The 19,216-nt window shown below is 30.3% G+C and carries 19 protein-coding genes and 1 pseudogene; 7 read left to right on the forward strand and 13 right to left on the reverse strand.

Features of this window, described 5'->3' with window-relative positions:
- The first annotated feature begins 34 nt into the window (after positions 1-34).
- From BLQ93_RS08055 to BLQ93_RS08085, 7 genes are all read left to right on the forward strand, one after another.
- A complete protein-coding gene (locus BLQ93_RS08055) occupies positions 35-652 on the forward strand; it encodes a histidine phosphatase family protein (RefSeq protein ID WP_143338722.1) in 618 nt (205 codons plus the stop codon).
- Positions 649-1,395 carry a glutamate racemase gene (gene murI, locus BLQ93_RS08060; protein WP_092129502.1) on the forward strand — a complete coding sequence of 249 codons (747 nt, stop codon included), beginning with the start codon at positions 649-651 and terminating at the stop codon, positions 1,393-1,395. The genes BLQ93_RS08055 and murI overlap by 4 nt, the downstream gene beginning before the upstream one ends.
- Entirely contained in the window at positions 1,392-2,006 is a 615-nt protein-coding gene (hisH, locus tag BLQ93_RS08065) for an imidazole glycerol phosphate synthase subunit HisH (protein WP_025391670.1), read from the forward strand. Before murI ends, hisH begins: the two co-directional genes overlap by 4 nt.
- On the forward strand, positions 2,000-2,719 hold the full coding sequence (gene hisA / locus BLQ93_RS08070) for a 1-(5-phosphoribosyl)-5-[(5-phosphoribosylamino)methylideneamino]imidazole-4-carboxamide isomerase (protein ID WP_025391669.1): 720 nt from the start codon (positions 2,000-2,002) through the stop codon (positions 2,717-2,719). Before hisH ends, hisA begins: the two co-directional genes overlap by 7 nt.
- Entirely contained in the window at positions 2,716-3,537 is an 822-nt protein-coding gene (locus BLQ93_RS08075; RefSeq protein WP_092129504.1) for an MBL fold metallo-hydrolase, read from the forward strand. Before hisA ends, BLQ93_RS08075 begins: the two co-directional genes overlap by 4 nt.
- On the forward strand, positions 3,538-4,290 hold the full coding sequence (gene hisF / locus BLQ93_RS08080; protein ID WP_025391667.1) for an imidazole glycerol phosphate synthase subunit HisF: 753 nt from the start codon (positions 3,538-3,540) through the stop codon (positions 4,288-4,290).
- Positions 4,291-4,418: 128 nt separating this feature from the next.
- The gene (locus tag BLQ93_RS08085; protein ID WP_143338723.1) at positions 4,419-5,357 is read left to right on the forward strand and encodes a metallophosphoesterase; all 939 of its coding nucleotides are present in this window, start codon (positions 4,419-4,421) and stop codon (positions 5,355-5,357) included.
- Positions 5,358-5,390: 33 nt separating this feature from the next.
- Here the strand turns inward: BLQ93_RS08085 and BLQ93_RS08090 are convergent, their stop codons facing one another.
- The 13 genes and pseudogenes from BLQ93_RS08090 to BLQ93_RS08150 all read right to left on the reverse strand — a co-directional run.
- Positions 5,391-6,059, reverse strand: a complete 669-nt coding sequence (locus BLQ93_RS08090) for a septal ring lytic transglycosylase RlpA family protein (protein ID WP_092129508.1) — start codon at positions 6,057-6,059, stop codon at positions 5,391-5,393.
- Complete coding sequence (locus BLQ93_RS08095; protein ID WP_092129510.1) at positions 6,056-6,685, reverse strand: lysophospholipid acyltransferase family protein; 630 nt, start codon at positions 6,683-6,685, stop codon at positions 6,056-6,058. Before BLQ93_RS08095 ends, BLQ93_RS08090 begins: the two co-directional genes overlap by 4 nt.
- Positions 6,678-7,778 (reverse strand): sensor histidine kinase, encoded by a 1,101-nt coding sequence (locus tag BLQ93_RS08100; protein ID WP_025391663.1) that lies wholly within the window; start codon positions 7,776-7,778, stop codon positions 6,678-6,680. Before BLQ93_RS08100 ends, BLQ93_RS08095 begins: the two co-directional genes overlap by 8 nt.
- Positions 7,775-9,856, reverse strand: coding sequence for a tetratricopeptide repeat protein (locus tag BLQ93_RS08105; RefSeq protein ID WP_092129512.1), 2,082 nt, complete (start codon positions 9,854-9,856; stop codon positions 7,775-7,777). Before BLQ93_RS08105 ends, BLQ93_RS08100 begins: the two co-directional genes overlap by 4 nt.
- Positions 9,857-9,876: 20 nt before the next feature.
- Entirely contained in the window at positions 9,877-11,121 is a 1,245-nt protein-coding gene (locus BLQ93_RS08110) for a serine hydroxymethyltransferase (protein WP_025391661.1), read from the reverse strand.
- Entirely contained in the window at positions 11,118-11,552 is a 435-nt protein-coding gene (rpiB, locus tag BLQ93_RS08115; RefSeq protein WP_025391660.1) for a ribose 5-phosphate isomerase B, read from the reverse strand. Before rpiB ends, BLQ93_RS08110 begins: the two co-directional genes overlap by 4 nt.
- Before the next feature lie 2 nt (positions 11,553-11,554).
- On the reverse strand, positions 11,555-12,811 hold the full coding sequence (locus BLQ93_RS08120; protein ID WP_143338724.1) for a cation diffusion facilitator family transporter: 1,257 nt from the start codon (positions 12,809-12,811) through the stop codon (positions 11,555-11,557).
- Between the two features lie 2 nt (positions 12,812-12,813).
- A complete protein-coding gene (locus BLQ93_RS08125; protein WP_025391658.1) occupies positions 12,814-13,737 on the reverse strand; it encodes a radical SAM protein in 924 nt (307 codons plus the stop codon).
- Positions 13,738-13,739: 2 nt separating this feature from the next.
- Positions 13,740-14,501: a translation initiation factor eIF-2B alpha/beta/delta subunit family protein gene (locus BLQ93_RS08130; RefSeq protein ID WP_092129516.1), complete on the reverse strand. Its 762-nt coding sequence runs from the start codon at positions 14,499-14,501 to the stop codon at positions 13,740-13,742.
- A complete protein-coding gene (locus BLQ93_RS08135) occupies positions 14,498-15,148 on the reverse strand; it encodes an endonuclease III domain-containing protein (RefSeq protein WP_092129518.1) in 651 nt (216 codons plus the stop codon). The genes BLQ93_RS08130 and BLQ93_RS08135 overlap by 4 nt, the downstream gene beginning before the upstream one ends.
- Entirely contained in the window at positions 15,129-17,048 is a 1,920-nt protein-coding gene (locus BLQ93_RS08140; RefSeq protein ID WP_092129521.1) for a peptidylprolyl isomerase, read from the reverse strand. The genes BLQ93_RS08135 and BLQ93_RS08140 overlap by 20 nt, the downstream gene beginning before the upstream one ends.
- A gap of 98 nt (positions 17,049-17,146) precedes the next feature.
- The gene (locus BLQ93_RS08145; protein WP_092129523.1) at positions 17,147-18,706 is read right to left on the reverse strand and encodes a DHA2 family efflux MFS transporter permease subunit; all 1,560 of its coding nucleotides are present in this window, start codon (positions 18,704-18,706) and stop codon (positions 17,147-17,149) included.
- A 10-nt stretch (positions 18,707-18,716) separates the two neighbouring features.
- Positions 18,717-19,216: pseudogene (locus tag BLQ93_RS08150) on the reverse strand (hypothetical protein); the annotation flags it as partial.

A 19,216-nucleotide genomic window follows, 5' to 3' on the forward strand; every position in this document is an offset into this window, starting at 1 on the left:
TGCAAATATAAATTTTTACTGTAAAATATAATACGTGGAAAAGTTGGAGTTTTTTACAAAAAAAACCATTAACCTCTATTTTATAAGGCATCCAGAAGTAGAAAACGCTTCAATGATGGTATTTAATGGATCCATAGATGTCGATTTGTCGGAAAATGGAATAATACAGGCACAAAAATTAAAAGAATTTTTTATGTATAAAAATATAAAAAAAATATTTTCAAGTCCCCTTAAAAGATGTCTGAAAACCGCTAAAATTATACAGGATGGCTTAAATTGTGAGCTAATAGTAGACTACAGACTACAAGAGAGAAATTTTGGTATTTTTGAATCACTTAGCTGGAAAGAAATAGAACAAAAATATCCGCTTGAAGCATTAAGTTTTTTAAAAGATCCATTTAATTTTAAAATAAAAAATGGCGAGAGTTTTTTTGATGTATACAATCGCGTTAACAGCTTTTTGAGCGAGTTTGATTTTGAAAAAGATACTTTAATTGTAGCGCATGGTGGAATAAATAGAGTTTTAATAAAGTATTTTATGGATCTAAAAGATGAAAAGATTTTATCTGTTTCGCAGGATTTTGCCTGCATAAACCATTTTTTGACAGATGGTAATTTCTTTTTGGCAAAACTTATAAACGGTGTTATATGATTGGTATATTTGATTCTGGAGTTGGAGGCTTAACCGTAATAAAACCGTTAATTAAATATTTTAAAAGTGATATAATTTACCTTGGTGATACTGCAAGAGTACCATATGGAAACAAATCTAAAGAAACAGTTATTAAATACTCTATTGAAAATACAAAATTCTTGCTAAGCAAAGGTGTTGATTTTATAATTGTAGCATGTAATACTGCATCAAGTCTTGCAATAGATACCTTAAGAAGCATCTTTAATGTACCTATATATGGCGTTGTGGAATCTACAGCAAAAGTGGCTTGTCAATTTGACTCTATAGCTGTAATTGGAACAAAAGCAACTATTGAAAGTAATGCTTATGAAAAAACAATAAAAATGTTTAATCAAAATGCGAGTGTGCAACAAAAAGCGTGCCCTTTATTTGTACCTCTAATTGAAGAAGGACTAATTGACGATGAAATAACAAAATTAGTAGCAAAGCGCTATTTGAATGGTATCCAGGCACAAGCACTCGTGCTTGGGTGTACTCATTATCCATTAATCAAACATATAATAAAAGAAATTGTTCCTAATGCTCAAATTATTGATTCTGGCACATCTATTATCAATACAATTGATAAAAACATGTTAAAAGGAAGTGGTAAAATCGAATTTTACGCAACAGATTCACCAGAAAATTTTTCTAAAATTGGTAAACTTTTTTTAGGTGAAAATTTCAATGGAGTTAAATTGGTTGATTTAGAGGAATTATGATAGCAGTAATAGATTATGATGCAGGAAATGTTGCATCTGTTACAAAAGCAATTGAAAAAGTTGGCTATAAGGCTTGCTTAACAAAAGATCCAAAAATAATTAAAGCATCAAGTGGTGTAGTTTTACCTGGAGTTGGAGCTTTTGGTGATTGCATAGATAAGCTTAGAAAGTACGATTTAATAGACACCATACTTGAAAGCATCGAATCAAAAAAACCATTTTTAGGCATATGTGTAGGGTTTCAATTGCTTTTTGAAGAAGGTTTTGAATTTGGTATTCACAAAGGGTTTGGTATATTTAAAGGCTCATGTGTAAAATTTATACCAAGCAAAACCTATAAAGTACCCCATATGGGCTGGAATACTGTTTATTACACCAGACAATGTAATTTATTCGACGGTATCAAGAATAACTCTTACTTTTACTTTGTACACTCATACTATACCGATTCTGATGATAGTTGCGTTGCCAAAACTGACTACAGTTGCACATTTACGAGTGCAAGTCAAAAAGACAATGTATTTGGTGTTCAGTTTCATCCAGAAAAAAGTCAAACTTTGGGTCTTAGAATATATAAAAATTTCTGCAATATGTGTGAAGAAAAATGTTAGTTGTGCCAGCTATTGATCTAATTGATTCAAAAGTAGTAAGACTAACAAAAGGTAAAGCCGAAAGCGCGAAAGAATACAGTCAAAATCCTCTTGAGTTTGCATTGTATTTTGAATCACTTGGGTTTAAAAGAATCCATATTGTTGACTTAGATGCTGCATTTAACAGGGGTAATAATTTAGATATAATTTACAAAATTGCAAAAAATTCCAATATAGAATTAGAAGTTGGTGGTGGAATAAGAAATTTTGATATAGCACAAAAAATAATAGATTCAGGTGTGAAAAGAATTGTAATTGGGAGCCTTCCATTTAAAAATAAAGCTGAATTCGAAAAAATTTTAAAATCCTTTTTAAAATACATTGTAATAGGTGTTGATATAGAAAATAATAAAGTAAAAATCTCAGGTTGGGAAGAAGAAACGCAAGTTGATTGTGTAGATTTTCTCAAACAGGCTCTAGACTTGGGTATAAGTGAGGCAATTGTAACTGATATTTCAAAAGACGGCATGCTAAGCGGGATAGATGAAAATTTTTATGCCCAAATTGCAAAAAAAAGTTCAATGGATATAATAGCATCAGGTGGCATAAAAAACATAGATGATCTAATGCGCTTAAAAAAACATGAAAAAGATGGCTTAATTGGCGCTATAATAGGCAAAGCGATATATGAAGGCACAATTGATTTAAGCCAGATACACGGAGGACAATTATGAAGCTAATAACACTTGTAGAAAATACATCAACAGGTGGCACATTAAAAGCAGAACATGGTTTAAGTGTGCTCATTGAGTCAGAAAACTCTCGAGTACTTTTTGATACTGGTCAAAGCGATTGTATTATACATAATGCAAAAACACTTAATGTAAATTTACAAAACATAGATAAAATTGTGCTAAGCCACGGCCATTACGACCATGTCGGTGGCCTGAAGTATGTATTGCAATATGCAAAAGCACCAATTATAGCCCACCCAGAAATATTTAGAAAGAGATACTCTAAAAAAGGTGATAAATTAAGATACATAGGCATAGAAGACAAAAGTTTTTTTGAACATTTAGGTGCATATTTTGAATTTAGCACAAAGCCTCAACAAGTTAGTAAAAATATTTATACAACAGGCTTTGTAGAGCTAAAAACAGATTTTGAAGAAGTTGATAAAGATTTCGTTTTTGAATCAAATGGTCAACGTATAAAAGATGATGTGCCAGACGATTTAAGTTTAGTTTTAGATTTAAAAGAAGGACTTTTTGTTGTTTTTGGTTGCGCACACAGAGGTATAATTAATATCATAAACCACTGTGAAAATACATTTAACAAAAAAGTAATAGGTTTTATTGGTGGTACACACTTAGGACCAGCAAGTAAATTTCAAAAAGAAAAGACCGTTGAAACTCTAAAAACCATGCAACAACTTAAAATTATTGGACCATCACATTGTACCGGAATAGCTATGACCTGTGCGCTTGCAAATGAATTTCCTGATAAAATAATTTATAACAATGTAGGCACAGTGATTGATTTAGGTGATTGAATGTTAGCAAAGCGTATTATCCCATGCCTTGATGTTAAAGAAGGCAGAGTAGTAAAAGGCATAAACTTTGTAAACTTGAAAGATGCAGGAGACCCTGTAGAGCAAGCGATTATATACGATAGCCAATCGGCAGATGAGCTTGTTTTTTTAGATATTACAGCTAGTTACGAAAAACGCTCAATAATGATTGACGTAGTTTCAGCTTGCGCCCAAAACATATTTATGCCATTAACAGTAGGTGGTGGTATAAGAACAATACAAGACATAAGAAACCTGCTTAAAGCTGGTGCTGATAAAGTTTCTATAAATTCAGCTGCTGTAAGAAACCCTGATTTTTTAAACGAAGCCGTAAAGGTTTTTGGAAGTCAATGTATAGTAGTAGCCATTGATGCAAAAAAAATAGGTAATGATTTTTATGTTTTTATAGATGGTGGCAGAGTAAATACAAATAAAAAAGTTATTGATTGGCTAATTGAAGTCCAGGAAAGAGGTGCTGGCGAAATACTTCTTACCAGTATGGATAAAGATGGCACAAAAGAAGGATACGATTTAGAGTTAACAAAGCTTGTTTGTGAAAATTCAACAATACCCGTTATAGCTTCTGGTGGTGCTGGAAAAATGGAACACATAAAACAGGTTTTTGAAATTGGAGCGGATGCTGCACTAGCTGCATCAATATTTCATTTTGGAGAAGTTTCAATCCAAGAAACCAAAAAATACTTATTACAAAACAATATAAACGTGCGAATTTAAAATTGAGTTATTTTTTTGTCGCATTTTTAACTATATACGGCTTATTTAACGTATATTTTGGTTGGCTTTTTGCTTCAATTTTTAAAAATTCTTATATAAACTCAGTTATTTTTATAATTTTAATATACATGACATTCTCGCTTTTTATAATAAGAAAAATTGAAGAATTTGAAACTCAAATTGCAAGTTTTCTTGCGCATATCAGTTTTTACTGGATGGGTTTTTTAATATTATTTGTATTTTTTTCATTAGTTGCATTTTTATTTGGTTTTATTTACAAACCCTTTTTAGTAAAACAAATAAATTTTGCATTTGCAAGTATTTTAAGTTTAGCTTTTTTATGTTTTGGATATATTAATGCTCAAAAGTTAAATATTAGAACAATAGTAATAAAATCTACAAAAATTCAAAAACCTATACGTATTGTATTTTTTTCCGATTTACATGCCGGACTTATGATAAATAATAAATATGTTAATAAAGTCTCAAAAACAATAAACAATTTAAAACCAGATATTGTAATAGCAGATGGAGATGTTATTGATTCATCAATTGATGGCATAGAACATAACCTTGAACCACTAAAAACAATTGAAGCTCCCATGCGTAAATTTGCAGTACTTGGCAACCATGAGTTTTATAGAGGTGTAGATAGATGCCAAACACAGCTTGAAAAAGTTGGTTTTTTTCTCTTGAGAAACAAATGTATTAAAATCAATAACTTCTTAAGCATAGCAGGCATAGATGATGAAACTATAACAGATAAAGAAAACTCCGATATTTTAAACAATTGCGACAAAAAAACATTTATTATTTTTGTCAAACACAGACCATTAATAAAAGAAAAAGATTTTAATTTATTTGATTTGGCTTTATGCGGACATACGCATGCTGGTCAAATGTTTCCATTTACACTTATAACAAAAGCATTTTATCGCAATAGAGATTTTGGATACTTTAAAATAAATGGTTCGCATTTAATTGTAAGCAGTGGTGCTGGTACATGGGGACCACCATTTAGAATCTTTTCTAAATCTGAAATAGTTGTAATTAATATATCATCCTGAGCAAAACGAAGAGTCTACTTTTTAGAAAAATAATTAATCTTTTGCTACTATAAAATAATCCTTAACTATGGAACTTACTACGTTTTGAGCATACATTTGCGCTTGTTGCTGACTATCAAATATACCAACTCTTACTCTATAATAAGTTTCTCTTCCTGTATAAAAACTACTTATATAAACTAGATCAAAATAGCGAGATAGATAGTTTCTGTAATCAAAAGCATTTTTAAAATCGGTAAATGCCCCAACCTGTATTGTAAATTTTTCATTTGCTGCAAGCACATAATAATTAGGAGACACAACAGTAATTTTTACAGGAACAACCCCCGCTTGCAACATACCAAGTTGTTTGGCCGCCTCATAAGATAAATCAATTATTCTTCCATGAACAAATGGACCCCTATCATTTATCTTTACAACGGTTGAGCGATTATTGTCTAAATTTGTAACTCTCACATAAACATTCAAGGGCAACGTCCTGCTTGCCGCTGTTAATTTATACATATCAAATATTTCACCGCTTGCAGTTAATTGACCTTGAAATTGTGGTCCATACCACGATGCTAACCCTTCCTCTGTATACCCAACATTAACAGATCTCATAGGGTGTATAGAAGGCGTTGAGCTTACAAATGGAATATAAGAACAACTTTGCATATAAAAGCTAACCAAAAAAATAACCAAAAAAAACAGCTTTTTCATATAAGTTTTTTCAATGTAGATTCTATTTTATCAACCTCTAAATCTGGGTTAATTTTATCATAAATTTTGACATTAACCTTTTGATTTTCTTGTATAGTTATTTTTCCAGGGGGCATAACATTTTCGCTGCCTTCTATCTTTACTGGAATTATAGGTAATTTGAGTTTTTTTGCAAAATAAATCCCACCACTTTTAAAAGCCTTAGTGTGTTTTCTTGTTCCGTATGGAAAAATTGCAAAAGCAACATCGTTTTTTTTATCCTTAAAAAATCCTCTAATCATCAAAGCTGAGTGCAAAACAGAGCCCCTATCAACGCATACAGCTCCAGTTTTTTTCAATATATGTCCAAAAATTGGGATTTTAAATAATTCCTTTTTTGCAAACCAGATAATTTTAACATTACTAAAACAATCCTCAATACAAAAAATATCAAAATAGCTCTTATGTGTGGCCATTATTACAAAATTTTTTATATTATAATCAACTTTATTTGAAATAATTTTAGTTTTACATATCTCAATTACTTTTTTTGAGAACATTTTAGTTGCAACTTTAATATCTTTTTGTGTAATATAATAAAAAAACATATAAAAAATTATTTTCATCCATTTTATTAAACTAGACATTTATCTTCACAATAAATATTGTTTTTTTGACATTAAAAACCTTTATTTTGCCATCTAAAGCTTCTATGGCTTTTTTTACAATAAAAAGGCCTAATCCAACACCAGATTTTTTTTCAGAAAAAAAAGGCTCAAAGATTGTATTTGTATCATTAAGTGCACAACCATCATCTTTAACAATAATTACCAATTTATTATTAAAAACACTAACAAACAACTCAACAGATGTTTTTGCAGCTTCTATGGCATTGGTCAATAAATTTGTAATTATGCTTCTTAGCAAATTTACATCCGATACTACTGTTACAGGTTGAACATTTTTTACAAATATTACATTGTATGTAACTAATTTATTTATTACTTCTTTTTCTATTTGTTCAATAAGTTCGTTTAGTTTTATTTGTTCTTTCTTAGCTATAACTTTTTTTGATATAAGTAAAGTATTGGTAATAATTTCATCTATTCTTTTAATATTTATATTTATGTTTTTGATAATTTCCTTTTTATCACTTTCATCTTCTTCAAGAAGTGAAACAAATAGTTGTATACTTGCAAGTGGGTTTCTTATGTCATGCGCGATACTTGCTGCCATTTGACCAAGTGTTGCAAGTTTTTCTTTTTGCTTATTTTCAAGTTCTAATGCTTCAAGCTTTGTTATATCTTCAAATACTAGTACCGCACCAATTATTAAATCTTTATCGTATACAGCGGAAGCATTGATTTTTAATTTTCTATTATTAATCGAGTCTAATTTAATATTATATACTTCACGCTTATTAAAATAATCCAATACCTCATCAATATTTTTTGTATCTATATTAAATACATCTTTCAAACTTTTATCTTGATAATCTTCAATACTGAGAATTTTCTTTGCAGCAGGATTCAAAAAGTTAATCTTAAGGTTTAAGTCAATTGTACATACACCATTTGTGATGCTATTTAGTATATTTTCCAAATATTTTCTATTATTTTCTAATTTAGCTTCTAAATAAGAAATTTTTTGTTTTAGCAATTCATGCGATTTTTCTAAATTTTGAGTCGTTTCTATAAGTTTTTCAAATATATACTCTAAATTTTCCAAATTTTTATTCATTGTAGTAAAATCTTTAATTTTTTTGTTAATGTTGAGTTTGGATAGTTTTTTTCTAAAATTGCAAGCTTTTTTAATGCAAGCTCTTTTTTACCTAAGTTTATCAGGCATAATGTTTCATAAAAAAGCGCCTGTTCATTGTATTTTTTGTAATTTTCTACTTTTTCAAAATAATTTATCGCATTGGCATAATCTTTTTTATTAAAATAATACATAGCGTTTAAAAATAAGCTTTCTGTTAAAAATGGCCCTTTAAATTCTTTATTGTCAATCGGTTTGTTTTGAATATTTTTTTCTATATTTATTTCTGATAATTTAAGTTTCGCATATTGTTTTAAAAGCTCATCCTTTGAATTTACACATTTTTCAAAGAAAATTTTAGCTTTGCTAAGTTCTCCATTTGCATGAGAAAGCTTTCCGTAAATAATATTTAGATAGTCTTTGTCTTTTAGTGAATTCAAATCAGATAACGCGCTTTTTAGATCACCTTTTTGAATATCATAGTTTGCTTTAATAAACTTATAACAGGAAGAATTTTTATCAACAGAATCGAAAGCTAATTTATATTGCCCAATAAACATAAAACTTTTAGCCAAACTACACGAATTTAATTTAAGCTTCAATTTATTAGAAAGTCTCAATGCTTCATGCATTGATTTTTCATCAAAGTTTTTAGCGCTTTGGTCTGCAAACATATTTAAACTATCTTGAGCCAGGTTTTGAAATTCATCCATTACATTTGCTGAACTGAGAGTTTTTGCATACAAATTCAGTACTTTAGCATACTCTTTTTTATTGTAATAAACTTTAGCCAAATGCCACATTGCAAGTGGGGTAATTTTTTCGTTATTTTTATATTGCTTTATTATATTTTCAAGCTGCTGTTCGTTTAATTTTTGTGTTAAAAGATCAATTTTGGTTTTTTCTTCTTGGATTTGCTTATTTAATGGAAAAACTTTAATAGCCTGTGAAATTGTGTTTAAAGCTAAATTTGGATTATTTTGCAAAAGCAAACACTCAGACTTTGAAATGTAAAAATCAGGTGATTGAGTAGTTTGAATATAACTTAAAAAATTCTCAGCGCTTTTAAAGTCTTTCATTTTGCAAAACACATAAGCAGCTTTTGCAATATATTTTTCATTATCTTTCACATCAACATTCTTTAAATCTATTAAATAAAACAGATAAGCTGCCTGAGGATAATTTTGTTCTAAATAAAAAATATAGCCAGCTTTTAACATACCGATTTCATACAAAGGACTTTCTTTTGTTATAGATGTATAATAAAGTATAGCCTGATTGTATTTTTTTGCATCATAAAAAATGTTGCCGAGTTCAAATTTTGCTTTATCGGCATAGTTGCTGTAAGGAAACTCTTCAACAATTTTTTTAAGCGTATCAATATAGCGGCTATCACCTTGCTTTTTGTAAATTTGCGCAATTTGATAAAGGATTTTCCCCGGGGCATCTAGCTCAAGAGAATAATTTAATATATCACGGTAAGTTTTGATAGCTTTTTCAAAATCACCCATTTTTTCATAACTTGATGCAAGAAGGTAAAGTGCATTTAAAAAAAAGGGATTATTTGGATCTGTAGTCAATTTACTAAACTGCACTATACTTAATTTATAATCATGTCGTGAATATGCATCCAGACCTGAAAAAAACACATTTTGTATTGTTGGTTTTGTTTGAATAAGGCTTATTTTAAACTCAGGCTTTTTAAAAAGCGAATTGTCAATGTAATTTTCTTTTTTTTCAACTTTATTTTCTTGAAGTATCTCTTTTGGTTCAATAATTAGTGCATTTGTTTCTTTTTTAGCAAGCAACTCATAGCCTTTTTTTGCCCCAAAAATTATATTTACACTATTTTGAGCATTAAAAAGACTTACAAAATCAAAAAATTTATTATTTAAAGCTTTATAAAACTGAGTATTGGCTTTTTTGTTTAAAATTTGTATTTTTAAGAAACCATTTTGTTTTTCAAGTTTATATTCAGCTTGAATGTTTGAAACCACAAAACAATCCTTACCACCAATCTTCCTTAAATCTATATTCAAGGCATAAGCGCTTATATGCATTAAAAAGCTAAAAAGCAAAATTAATAGTGCAAAGGAAATTCTTCGCAGAGTTTTTTCACCTCTTGTCTAATATTATTATAAACTTTTTCATTGCCAATATTATTCAATGTATCAGTGATTAGCTGACCTATGATTTCAATCTGCTGTTCTTTCATACCTCGTGTGGTAAGTGCTGGAGTTCCAATCCTTATGCCACTTGCAATAAAAGGACTTTTTGTTTCGCCAGGAATTGTATTTTTATTTACGGTTATACCTACTTGACCTAACGCTTCTTCAGCCTCTTTTCCTGTAATGTTTTTATTTGTAAGATCAACCAGTATCATGTGATTATCCGTACCGCCCGATACTAGCTTAAAGCCGTTTTCCATCAAAACTTGCGCAAGTTTTTTAGCGTTTCTTACGATTTGCTTTTGATACTCAACAAACTCTGGGCTTAACGCCTCTTTAAAGCAAACTGCTTTTGCTGCTATCACATGCATTAAGGGTCCACCTTGAATACCAGGGAAAATTGTTTTATCAATGGCTTTTCCAAAAAATTCCTTTGACATTATCATACCACCCCTTGGACCCCTTAGAGTTTTGTGTGTTGTTGTGGTAACAAATTCACAATAAGGAATTGGACTTTGATGTAAACCAGCCACAACAAGACCTGCTATATGCGCAATATCTGCTAAAACATAAGCTTCTACTCTATCTGCAATTTCCCTGAATTTCTTAAAGTCAATTTCCCTTGGATAAGCACTGGCACCACACACAATGAGTTTTGGTTTGAACTCATCAACTATTTGAGCTACTTCATCATAATCAATTCTACCAGTTTCAGGATTTACGCCATATCCAAATGTAAGGTACAATTTTCCAGAAAAATTTACCCTTGAGCCGTGCGTAAGATGTCCACCATTGCTTAAATCCATGCCAAGTACCCTATCGCCTGGCTGGAGAGCTGCCATATAGATTGCCATGTTAGCCTGAGATCCAGAATGTGGTTGGACATTTACATACTCTGCACCAAATAATTTTTTTGCCCTATCAATTGCAAGTTGTTCTGCAATATCAACAAATTCACATCCACCATAATAACGTTTTGCTGGATAACCTTCAGCATATTTATTTGTTAAAACTGAACCCTGTGCCTCCAAAACTGCTCTTGAAACAAAATTTTCGCTTGCAATCATTTCAAGAGAAAAATTTTGTCTTTGTTTTTCCTGTTCTATAGCCTCAAAAAGTTCAATGTCAGCATCTTTTAATGAGTCTTTTAAATTCATTCTTCACCTTCCGTATCAATTTTATTTACACGCCTTTGATGCCTTCCGCCTTCAAAAGACGTGTTTAAAAAAATATACACCATTTGTTTTGCTATCTCAAGACCTGTAGTCCTTCCTCCAAAAGCTAAAATATTTGCATTGTTATGTTTGCGTGCAAATTCTGCTGTATAAGCATCATGACACAATGCACATCTTACACCCACAAAACGATTTGCACTAATACTCATACCAATACCTGTTCCACAGATAAGAATACCTAGATTATCACTATCTTGAACCTTTTTTGCAACTTTTTTTGCAAAATCGGGATAATCTACTGAATCTTCATTAAATGTGCCCACATCTTCTACAAGGTAATTTAAACCAGCTAAATATTCTTTAATAGCTTCTTTCATAGCAAAACCCGCATGATCGCTCCCGATAATAATCATACCTATGTTTCCTCCCCTGTTTGCTTAACATATATTTTATTTGAAATGCTTTTTAATAATTCTTCCAGATTGTCAATTTGTACATTCTCAACTACATAAAATTTTTTGTTATGCGTTTTAAAAACAAAATATGGACCAGTATTTTCAATATGCTTTGTGGTTACAATAATATCCACGCCTTCTTTAACTAAATATAAAGCAATCTGAATACCTTTTTTTTCTTTTAACTCTAAAAAATCATTTGGTTTTTGCTGTTTATTTAAAATTTTTTTTCTTGATAAATCATAATCTATAATCAAAAAAGAATTGCTATTGCTGAAATCTTCTGATATCTGCTCGTTTTTTGTTTGAGGTATACATATTTTTACAATCTTTTTTTCAATTGGTTCATAGTGGACTATAACATTATCAACATTTGGAAATTTTTCATAAATACGCTGTTCTATCTGGCTTGATAATTTATGTGCTTCTTCAAAACTTGCTATATCAAGCTTAACAATAATTTCTAAAAGCATAAAGCGTCCGCTTTTTCGACCTTTAATGGAAGTTATCTCATTTACATGTTCAAATTGTGAAATTTCCTGTTTTATAGCTTCTATTGTCTTTTTATCAACATTTATATCAAGCAAAGCAAGCGTGGAATTTTTTAACAATTCAAAACCAGAATGCAGTATCATAACTACAATTACAATAGCTACATACTTATCTATATTCAAACCAAAAATTGAAAAAATTATGCTACAAATTATTATAAAAATTGAAAATAAATCACTTTTAATATGTTCGGCATCTGAAACCAAACCACTTGATGAGTATTGTGTACCTATTTTTTTTTCATATTTACTGTATAAATACATTAAAATAACTATAAAAAATAGTACAATTGCAACTATTATTTGGTTTAAAACACTTGTGTGGACTGGCTCTCGTTTTTCAAATAGACTATAGCCTATCTCAAATGCAGTCAATATAATAAGTAGAGAAACAAAACTCGATGCTATATTTTCTAATTTGTACAATCCAAATGGAAATTTTTCACTTTTTATATAAGAAAAAAACATCGCACTAAACACAATAACGCTGGAGAGCACATCAAGACTAGAGTGAAGTGCGTCAGCCTGTAAAGCAACATTTCCAATCCATTTACCTAGAACATATTTAATGATTGTTAGTGCTAAATTTATAAAAGTTGAAGCTATAAGTAATTTATTTATTACTTTTTTTGATTCTTTTTTATAATCTACATTCGCTTGATTCAATATTAATTCCTCGCGCTTATAAATTCCTTATTGCCAAATGTTTTTTTAAATGCTTTTTTTTCATTAATTAACCTTGTAACTATATTATCAACATCTTCATTTTTAGCATCAAATACATCTGAAAGCTCTTCTATTGAACATGGCCTTATGCTTATCATTTTTATTATAGATTTTTCTAAAAATTCATCAAAGTTTACATTTTTGTCTGCAAAAGGTTTTATAAGCTCAACATTGTAGTCTTTCAAAGCCATATAAATACTCATCAGCTCATCATTTGATAATTTTTGTATACCATTGAACGCTGGAGGCCTTTCAATTGTACCAATTTGTACTTTTTTTGGCTTAATATACTCAATAGCTTTAATTAGCGCTTCAATATCCTGTTTCTTGTCATTTATACCTTTTGCGAAAACAATTTCAAGCCACACTTCCCCGCTAAATTCTTGCGTAAACAATTTTAAACCTTCTATAATATTTTTTAAGTTAAGTTCTTTATGTGGTTGATTGATGCGTTTAAAAGTGGATTCTATGGCTGCATCCAAACTTGGTATTACAACATCGGCTTCATAAAGCTCTCGCCTTACTTCCTGATCATAAAGCAAACTACCGTTTGTCAAAACAGCAATTTTTGCTTTATTAAAGCTTTTTACAAACTTTATAAGCTCCCCTAAATCTTTGTTTAAAGTAGGTTCGCCACTACCAGAAAAAGTTATAAAATCAAATTTTCCTACTTTATCTACATGCTCAACAAAATCTTTTTTTATATCTTCAATATTGTAAAACGATTGCCTTTTGTTTGTCAAATTAGTGGTTTTTCCTACTTCACAATACACACAATTATAATTGCAGGTTTTGTGAGGTATTATATTTATCCCAAGGCTTAAACCTAACCTTCTTGATGGCACCGGTCCAAATAAAAACTCCAATTTTAACCCCCTATTAAAGTAACAAATTCTAAAGGTATTTCTTCAAAATATACATTATATGTATCTAAATCTTTTTTTGTAACCTCAGATTTTGGCATTTGTAAAATTTTATAGTAATTTTTTAGCTTATCTGGTAAATATTTGTATTTGTTTGCTATTACATAAAAAGGCTTTTTAAAGTATCTTGCAAGCAAACATAAACAAAAGGTTTGCGATTTATTTACAAAAAAATCATCAAACAAGGCATCTGCACCACTTAAAAATACATCGCACATTTTGGCACCAAATAAGTAATTATTATCTTCAAATACCACAACATTCTTACCGATTTTTTTCAAATCTAAAGCAAAAGCTTCACCTTCCTTTTTTGGATGACCTATACCAATATAAACAGTTTTGCACAAAGATTTTGCAATACTTAAAAAAACCTCTTTTGAGTAAGAAATTGTACATATAGATTTTCCATCTAAAAATTTTGAGGCTTTTAGTGTAGATTTTTGTATAAAGTCAAGTAAATCTTGTTTTAAAAAAGCTATCTTTTGGATTTCATCTTTTTTTAACAAATCTATTATTTTAAAACACACATTTATAACAAGAGCCATCGAAGGCTGCTTTTTTATTATTTCTTTCAATAATACAATTAGTTTTTTGTTTTCATTTAAGTTTGCAAGCGCAAAACTTGCTTCAATAATATCTAATGCTATATCAAGCGAGCCTCTTTTTTTATCTTTAGCACAATTTTTAAGCGTTTCAATGTAACTCATCTGGAGCTTTTAACGCCAATTTTAGGACATATAAAACTTAACTTGCACTTTGAACAAAATGGCGATATTGGCGTGCATATATTTTGACCAAAAGGCACAAGCAAATCGTTATACTCAATCCAGTACTGTTTTGGCAACACTTTCATAAGTTCAAATTCTGTTTGAACTGGTGTTTTTGTCTTTACAATACCTAATCTATTAGAAATTCTATGAACATGAATATCCACACAAATTGCAGGAATATTAAAACCTTTTGATAAAACAAGATTTGCCGTTTTTCTTCCTACATTAGGTAAACTAAGCAAATCATCAATACTATCTGGCACTTTAGAGTCGTACTTTTCTACCAGAATTTTGCATACTTCGAGTATGTTTTTTGCTTTGACATTATAAAAGCCTACCGGATAAATAAGTTTTGCAATTTGCTCTTGCGTTAATTTGAGCATTTCATTTGGCGTTTTTGCTACACTTAATAGTTTTTGAGTAGCTTCTTTTGTTGTTTTATCTTTTGTGCGCAAACTCAGTATAGTAGAAATCAAAACAAAAAAAGGGTTACCCTCTCTTGCAACCTCTGTAACAATAGGCTCTTGCAAGGAAGGGTAAATTTCTTTAAGTATCTCAATTATCTTATTGATTTGCACTTTCATTTACAATTTGGGGATTTATTACAATTTTTGTATTTGCTTTTAGAGTCTTTAATAAATTTTCAAGAGCTTTGCTAACTTCTTGATCTTTTATTTGAGCTTTAAGCTGATTTTTATATTGCTCATAAAGATTCATATCTGCTTTTTTGTCGGCAATCTGGTAAATATAATTATCCGAATTTGCGCTGCAGCTACCTACAAAACCTTTATTTTGCTTGAAAATAAAATCGATATTTTCTGCATTATTAAAACAGGCAAAATTAGGGTCTGGGTTCATTTTTGAAAACATTGGAGTTGTTTGAATTTTTAAATTATACTCAGACGCTATCTTCTCTAAATTAAGTGGTTTTTCAGCTAAAGCTTTTAAAAATGCATCTTTTGCTAGCTCTTTAGCTTTATATTTAATGTAAGCTTTTATAACTTTGTCTTTTACTTTATCAAAATCTGGTAAGTATGGGTTTTTCTTTTCTGTAGTTTCATAAATTATGTAAGCAGTATTATTGTTTACTTTAACTTCATCGGGACCGAGTAATGTATTTGTTGTAGATTCATAAGCTTTCTGAAGAATATTTTGAGGTAATACATTAGAATCTATTGCTACCAACCCTGTCTGGTGTACTTTTAAGCCTTCTTGTTTACAAATTTTATCAAAATCTGCAGGATTTTTAATCATTAAAGCTATTCTTTTGCTTTCTCTGAATAAGTTATCCTGTGCTTTTTGCATTTGCAATACTTGTTTTATATATGGTTTTGCTTCATCAAAACTAATTGTTTTTGAAGGTTTCGTATCCATAACATAAACTATTTCATAGCCAAGTTGCGTTTTGAAAGGTTTGGAAATTTCACCTTTTTTTAGACTAAAAGCTACTTTTGCAAATTCACTATCTGGTTTAAACATACTTTGATACAACCAACCAAGTACGCCTCCTTTTGGTTTTGAGTAGGGATCATCTGAATATTTTTGTGCCATTTGTTCAAAATTATCTGGAGTTAATTTTTTATAAATTTCTTCTGCCTTGGCTTGTGTTGCTTTTAAATCTTCTTTTGAATTTGCATTTGGCTTAATTAAAATATGAGCAATTTTATACAGTGGTGGTGTCTGAAAACTTTGCTGATGCGTATCATAAAAACTCTTCATTTCCTGGTCTGTAACCTTTTCTTTTGGTGCAAGATAAGTTATATCAATTGCAGCATATTTTATATCTACTTTAGCCGGTTCTGTAAACTCCTGCTTGTTTTTATTATAATAATTCTTTAAGTCAGCATCATTATAGGTTACTTTTTGTGCAAAAGCATTTGCATCAAAATCCACATAAGATAATTTTATATTAGAAAAATTATCTATAAAATATTTTTTTGCCATTTGATCAGTAATATTGATTTTTTTTGCCATCGAATCTTTTAGTTTTTCTATATACAAATCATTTTTTATAGATGCTTCAAATTCGGCAGGCTTTAAATGATTTTCCCTTAAAACAAGCAAATATTTATCTTTGGAAAATTTTCCATTTTCTGCAAATACTGGATTTTTTTCTATACTTTTTTGTATATCTTCTTTCGTTACTTTTATGCCTTCCCTTTTCGCTTCTTGCAATAACAATGCTCTATCGATTAATAAATCAGCTGTTTTTTGTTTCAAATGAAGGTTTTTGATATCTTGCTCTGTAACATTACCACCTTTCATCTGGGCAAGCAAATTAGAGTAAAAACTATAAAGTTGATTATATGTGTTTAAATACTCTTGCGTGGATATTTTTGTAGAACCTACTTTAATTGCAACATCTTGACCCATTTTAAATGGGCCTGCTACATAAAGGTATGCACCCCCTGCAATAAAACTTAGCGTAGCAAGAACAAGCACTACAAAAAAATATTTTTTGTGCTTTCTAAAAAAACCTAACATTCATCTTCCTCCAAAAAAATTTACTGCTATTATATACCAATAAAAAAATTTATCAAACTATTTTGACATTTACATTGTTAAAGTTTTAAGTTTATTTGCTACATATCAAGATTAACTGAAGTGGTGGCCTTATTTTTTACACGTTTAATAAATGGTAAAAATACTATAAATATCAAAGACATCCACATCATCACATGAAATGCATCCTGGTATGACATTATCAAACTTTGCGCATTGAGTGTATTATTTGCCAAAGCAATAGCTTTGTGGTATGAGTCTGCAAAAGAAAATCCCCTATCCACCAGGTAAAGTCTCATTTTTTCAAATAGACTATTAAAAATTGGATTAGCACTATTTATGTGTGATACCAGTGTATCTCTGTGAAATTCCCATCTTCTTTGCACAAGTGTATCGATCATAAACGATATTCCAAAGCTTCCTCCTATATTCCTTGTAAAGTTAATAACGCTGCTTGCTTCATTTATATCTTCCTTTTTTAAAAAATTAAATGCAAGCACATTTATAGGTATAAAAATCAAAGGCAAGCCAAAGCCTATTATAACTCTCCCAAGTGTTATAAAGTACGGCGATGCGCTTAGGTTTATCTGCTCCATTAAATAAAGCGCATAAAACACAATCAGACTACCTATAAAAATAGCTATCTTTTGATTAATTTTAGTAGAAAACCGTCCAAGAATAACAATTACAACCAGGCTTGCAATACCACCTGGCATCATTATAAGACCTGCAGTGTAGGCATCATACTTTAGCAATGTTTGTACTAAATTTGGCAGTAAAGCTACTGTGGTAAAAAACAAAAAACCCAGAAAAAACATTGCAATTGCGCTAAATGCATAATTTTTATCTTTTAGCAAATACATTCTAATAAGCGGTGTTTTTGAAAAGTAATTTTTAATTAAAAACATTGATATAAAAAAGAAACTCATCAATCCAAGCACCACAATAAAATTAGAATTAAACCAATCATACTCCTGGCCTCTATCTAACATTGTTTGCAGTGAGCCAATGCCAAGTACTAAAAAACTTAAGGCAGTATAGTCTATTTTTAATTCTTTCTTAGCTTTAGCATAATCCGGATCAAATATAAATAAAATTATCATTATGGTAGAAAGAATGCCAAATGGCACATTGATTAAAAACATCCAGCGCCAATCATAATTATTTACAATATAGCCTCCAAGCAAAGGTCCCAAAATTGGTGCAAATACAACACCTATAGAAAAAATGCTCATTGCTTGCGTGCGTTTTTCAATAGGAAAACTCTCCATAAGTATTGCCTGAGATAATGGCTGAAGTGTGCCACCACTAAAACCTTGAAGCGCTCTAAATAATAGCAAAAGGTCTAGATTTGGAGCAATACCGCATAAAAATGAAGATACAGTAAAAGCAATAACATTAAAAAGAAAAAATTTTTTTCTACCAAACTTTTGAGAAAAAAAGCCTGTAACGGGCAGAATTATTGCATTGGCTGCAATATAGACTGTTAATGTCCAGGCTGCATCATCTGATGTAACAGATAATGGTCCTGCAATATACGGTAAAGCTACACTAACAATGGATGTATCCATAAGCACCATAAAGGTTGGTATCATAACCGTAAGAGCTATTAAGTATGGGTTTACTTTCTGTTGTGCCATCTATAGCCCCTTAGTGTTTAACATGCACTGTAACTTCACAGTTTAAACCAACCCTTAGGGGATATTTTTTGTAGTCATATGGGTAGAGCTCTATTCTTACTGGTACCCTCTGGACTATCTTTATGTAGTTTCCAGAAGCATTCTGTGGTGGTAGTAGTGAAAACCTATCACCTGTTCCTGCATCTATGTCTTTTACGTAGCCTTTAAATTCTACACCTGGGTAGGCATCTATGGTTACTGTTGCTTTATCACCTATTTTTATTCTGTGTATCTGTGTTTCCTTGAAGTTTGCATTAATCCATGCAGGCTTTAGAGGTACTACCATAAGTAGTGTTTGACCTGGCTGAACATACTGACCAACCTCTATGTTTTTTTGAGTTACAATACCATCTACAGGGGCTATTATGTTTGTATGTTTTAGGTTGTTTTGGGCTATGTTTATCTGGTTTTTTAAGCTTTTTAATTGATTTTCATAAGACTTTATCTGTTCTTTTATCTTGGCTACCTGGT

The organism is Desulfurella multipotens (assembly GCF_900101285.1).
Classification (GTDB): domain Bacteria; phylum Campylobacterota_A; class Desulfurellia; order Desulfurellales; family Desulfurellaceae; genus Desulfurella; species Desulfurella acetivorans.

Coding starts and splice junctions, on each gene's coding strand:
- murI (WP_092129502.1), top strand. CDS start 649: ATGATTGGTATATTTGATTCTGGAGTTGGAGGCTTAACCGTAATAAAA.
- hisH (WP_025391670.1), top strand. CDS start 1,392: ATGATAGCAGTAATAGATTATGATGCAGGAAATGTTGCATCTGTTACA.
- hisA (WP_025391669.1), top strand. CDS start 2,000: ATGTTAGTTGTGCCAGCTATTGATCTAATTGATTCAAAAGTAGTAAGA.
- BLQ93_RS08075 (WP_092129504.1), top strand. CDS start 2,716: ATGAAGCTAATAACACTTGTAGAAAATACATCAACAGGTGGCACATTA.
- hisF (WP_025391667.1), top strand. CDS start 3,538: ATGTTAGCAAAGCGTATTATCCCATGCCTTGATGTTAAAGAAGGCAGA.
- BLQ93_RS08085 (WP_143338723.1), top strand. CDS start 4,419: ATGACATTCTCGCTTTTTATAATAAGAAAAATTGAAGAATTTGAAACT.
- BLQ93_RS08090 (WP_092129508.1), bottom strand. CDS start 6,059: ATGAAAAAGCTGTTTTTTTTGGTTATTTTTTTGGTTAGCTTTTATATG.
- BLQ93_RS08095 (WP_092129510.1), bottom strand. CDS start 6,685: ATGTCTAGTTTAATAAAATGGATGAAAATAATTTTTTATATGTTTTTT.
- BLQ93_RS08100 (WP_025391663.1), bottom strand. CDS start 7,778: ATGAATAAAAATTTGGAAAATTTAGAGTATATATTTGAAAAACTTATA.
- BLQ93_RS08105 (WP_092129512.1), bottom strand. CDS start 9,856: ATGCATATAAGCGCTTATGCCTTGAATATAGATTTAAGGAAGATTGGT.
- BLQ93_RS08110 (WP_025391661.1), bottom strand. CDS start 11,121: ATGAATTTAAAAGACTCATTAAAAGATGCTGACATTGAACTTTTTGAG.
- rpiB (WP_025391660.1), bottom strand. CDS start 11,552: ATGATTATTATCGGGAGCGATCATGCGGGTTTTGCTATGAAAGAAGCT.
- BLQ93_RS08130 (WP_092129516.1), bottom strand. CDS start 14,501: ATGAGTTACATTGAAACGCTTAAAAATTGTGCTAAAGATAAAAAAAGA.
- BLQ93_RS08135 (WP_092129518.1), bottom strand. CDS start 15,148: ATGAAAGTGCAAATCAATAAGATAATTGAGATACTTAAAGAAATTTAC.
- BLQ93_RS08140 (WP_092129521.1), bottom strand. CDS start 17,048: ATGTTAGGTTTTTTTAGAAAGCACAAAAAATATTTTTTTGTAGTGCTT.
- BLQ93_RS08145 (WP_092129523.1), bottom strand. CDS start 18,706: ATGGCACAACAGAAAGTAAACCCATACTTAATAGCTCTTACGGTTATG.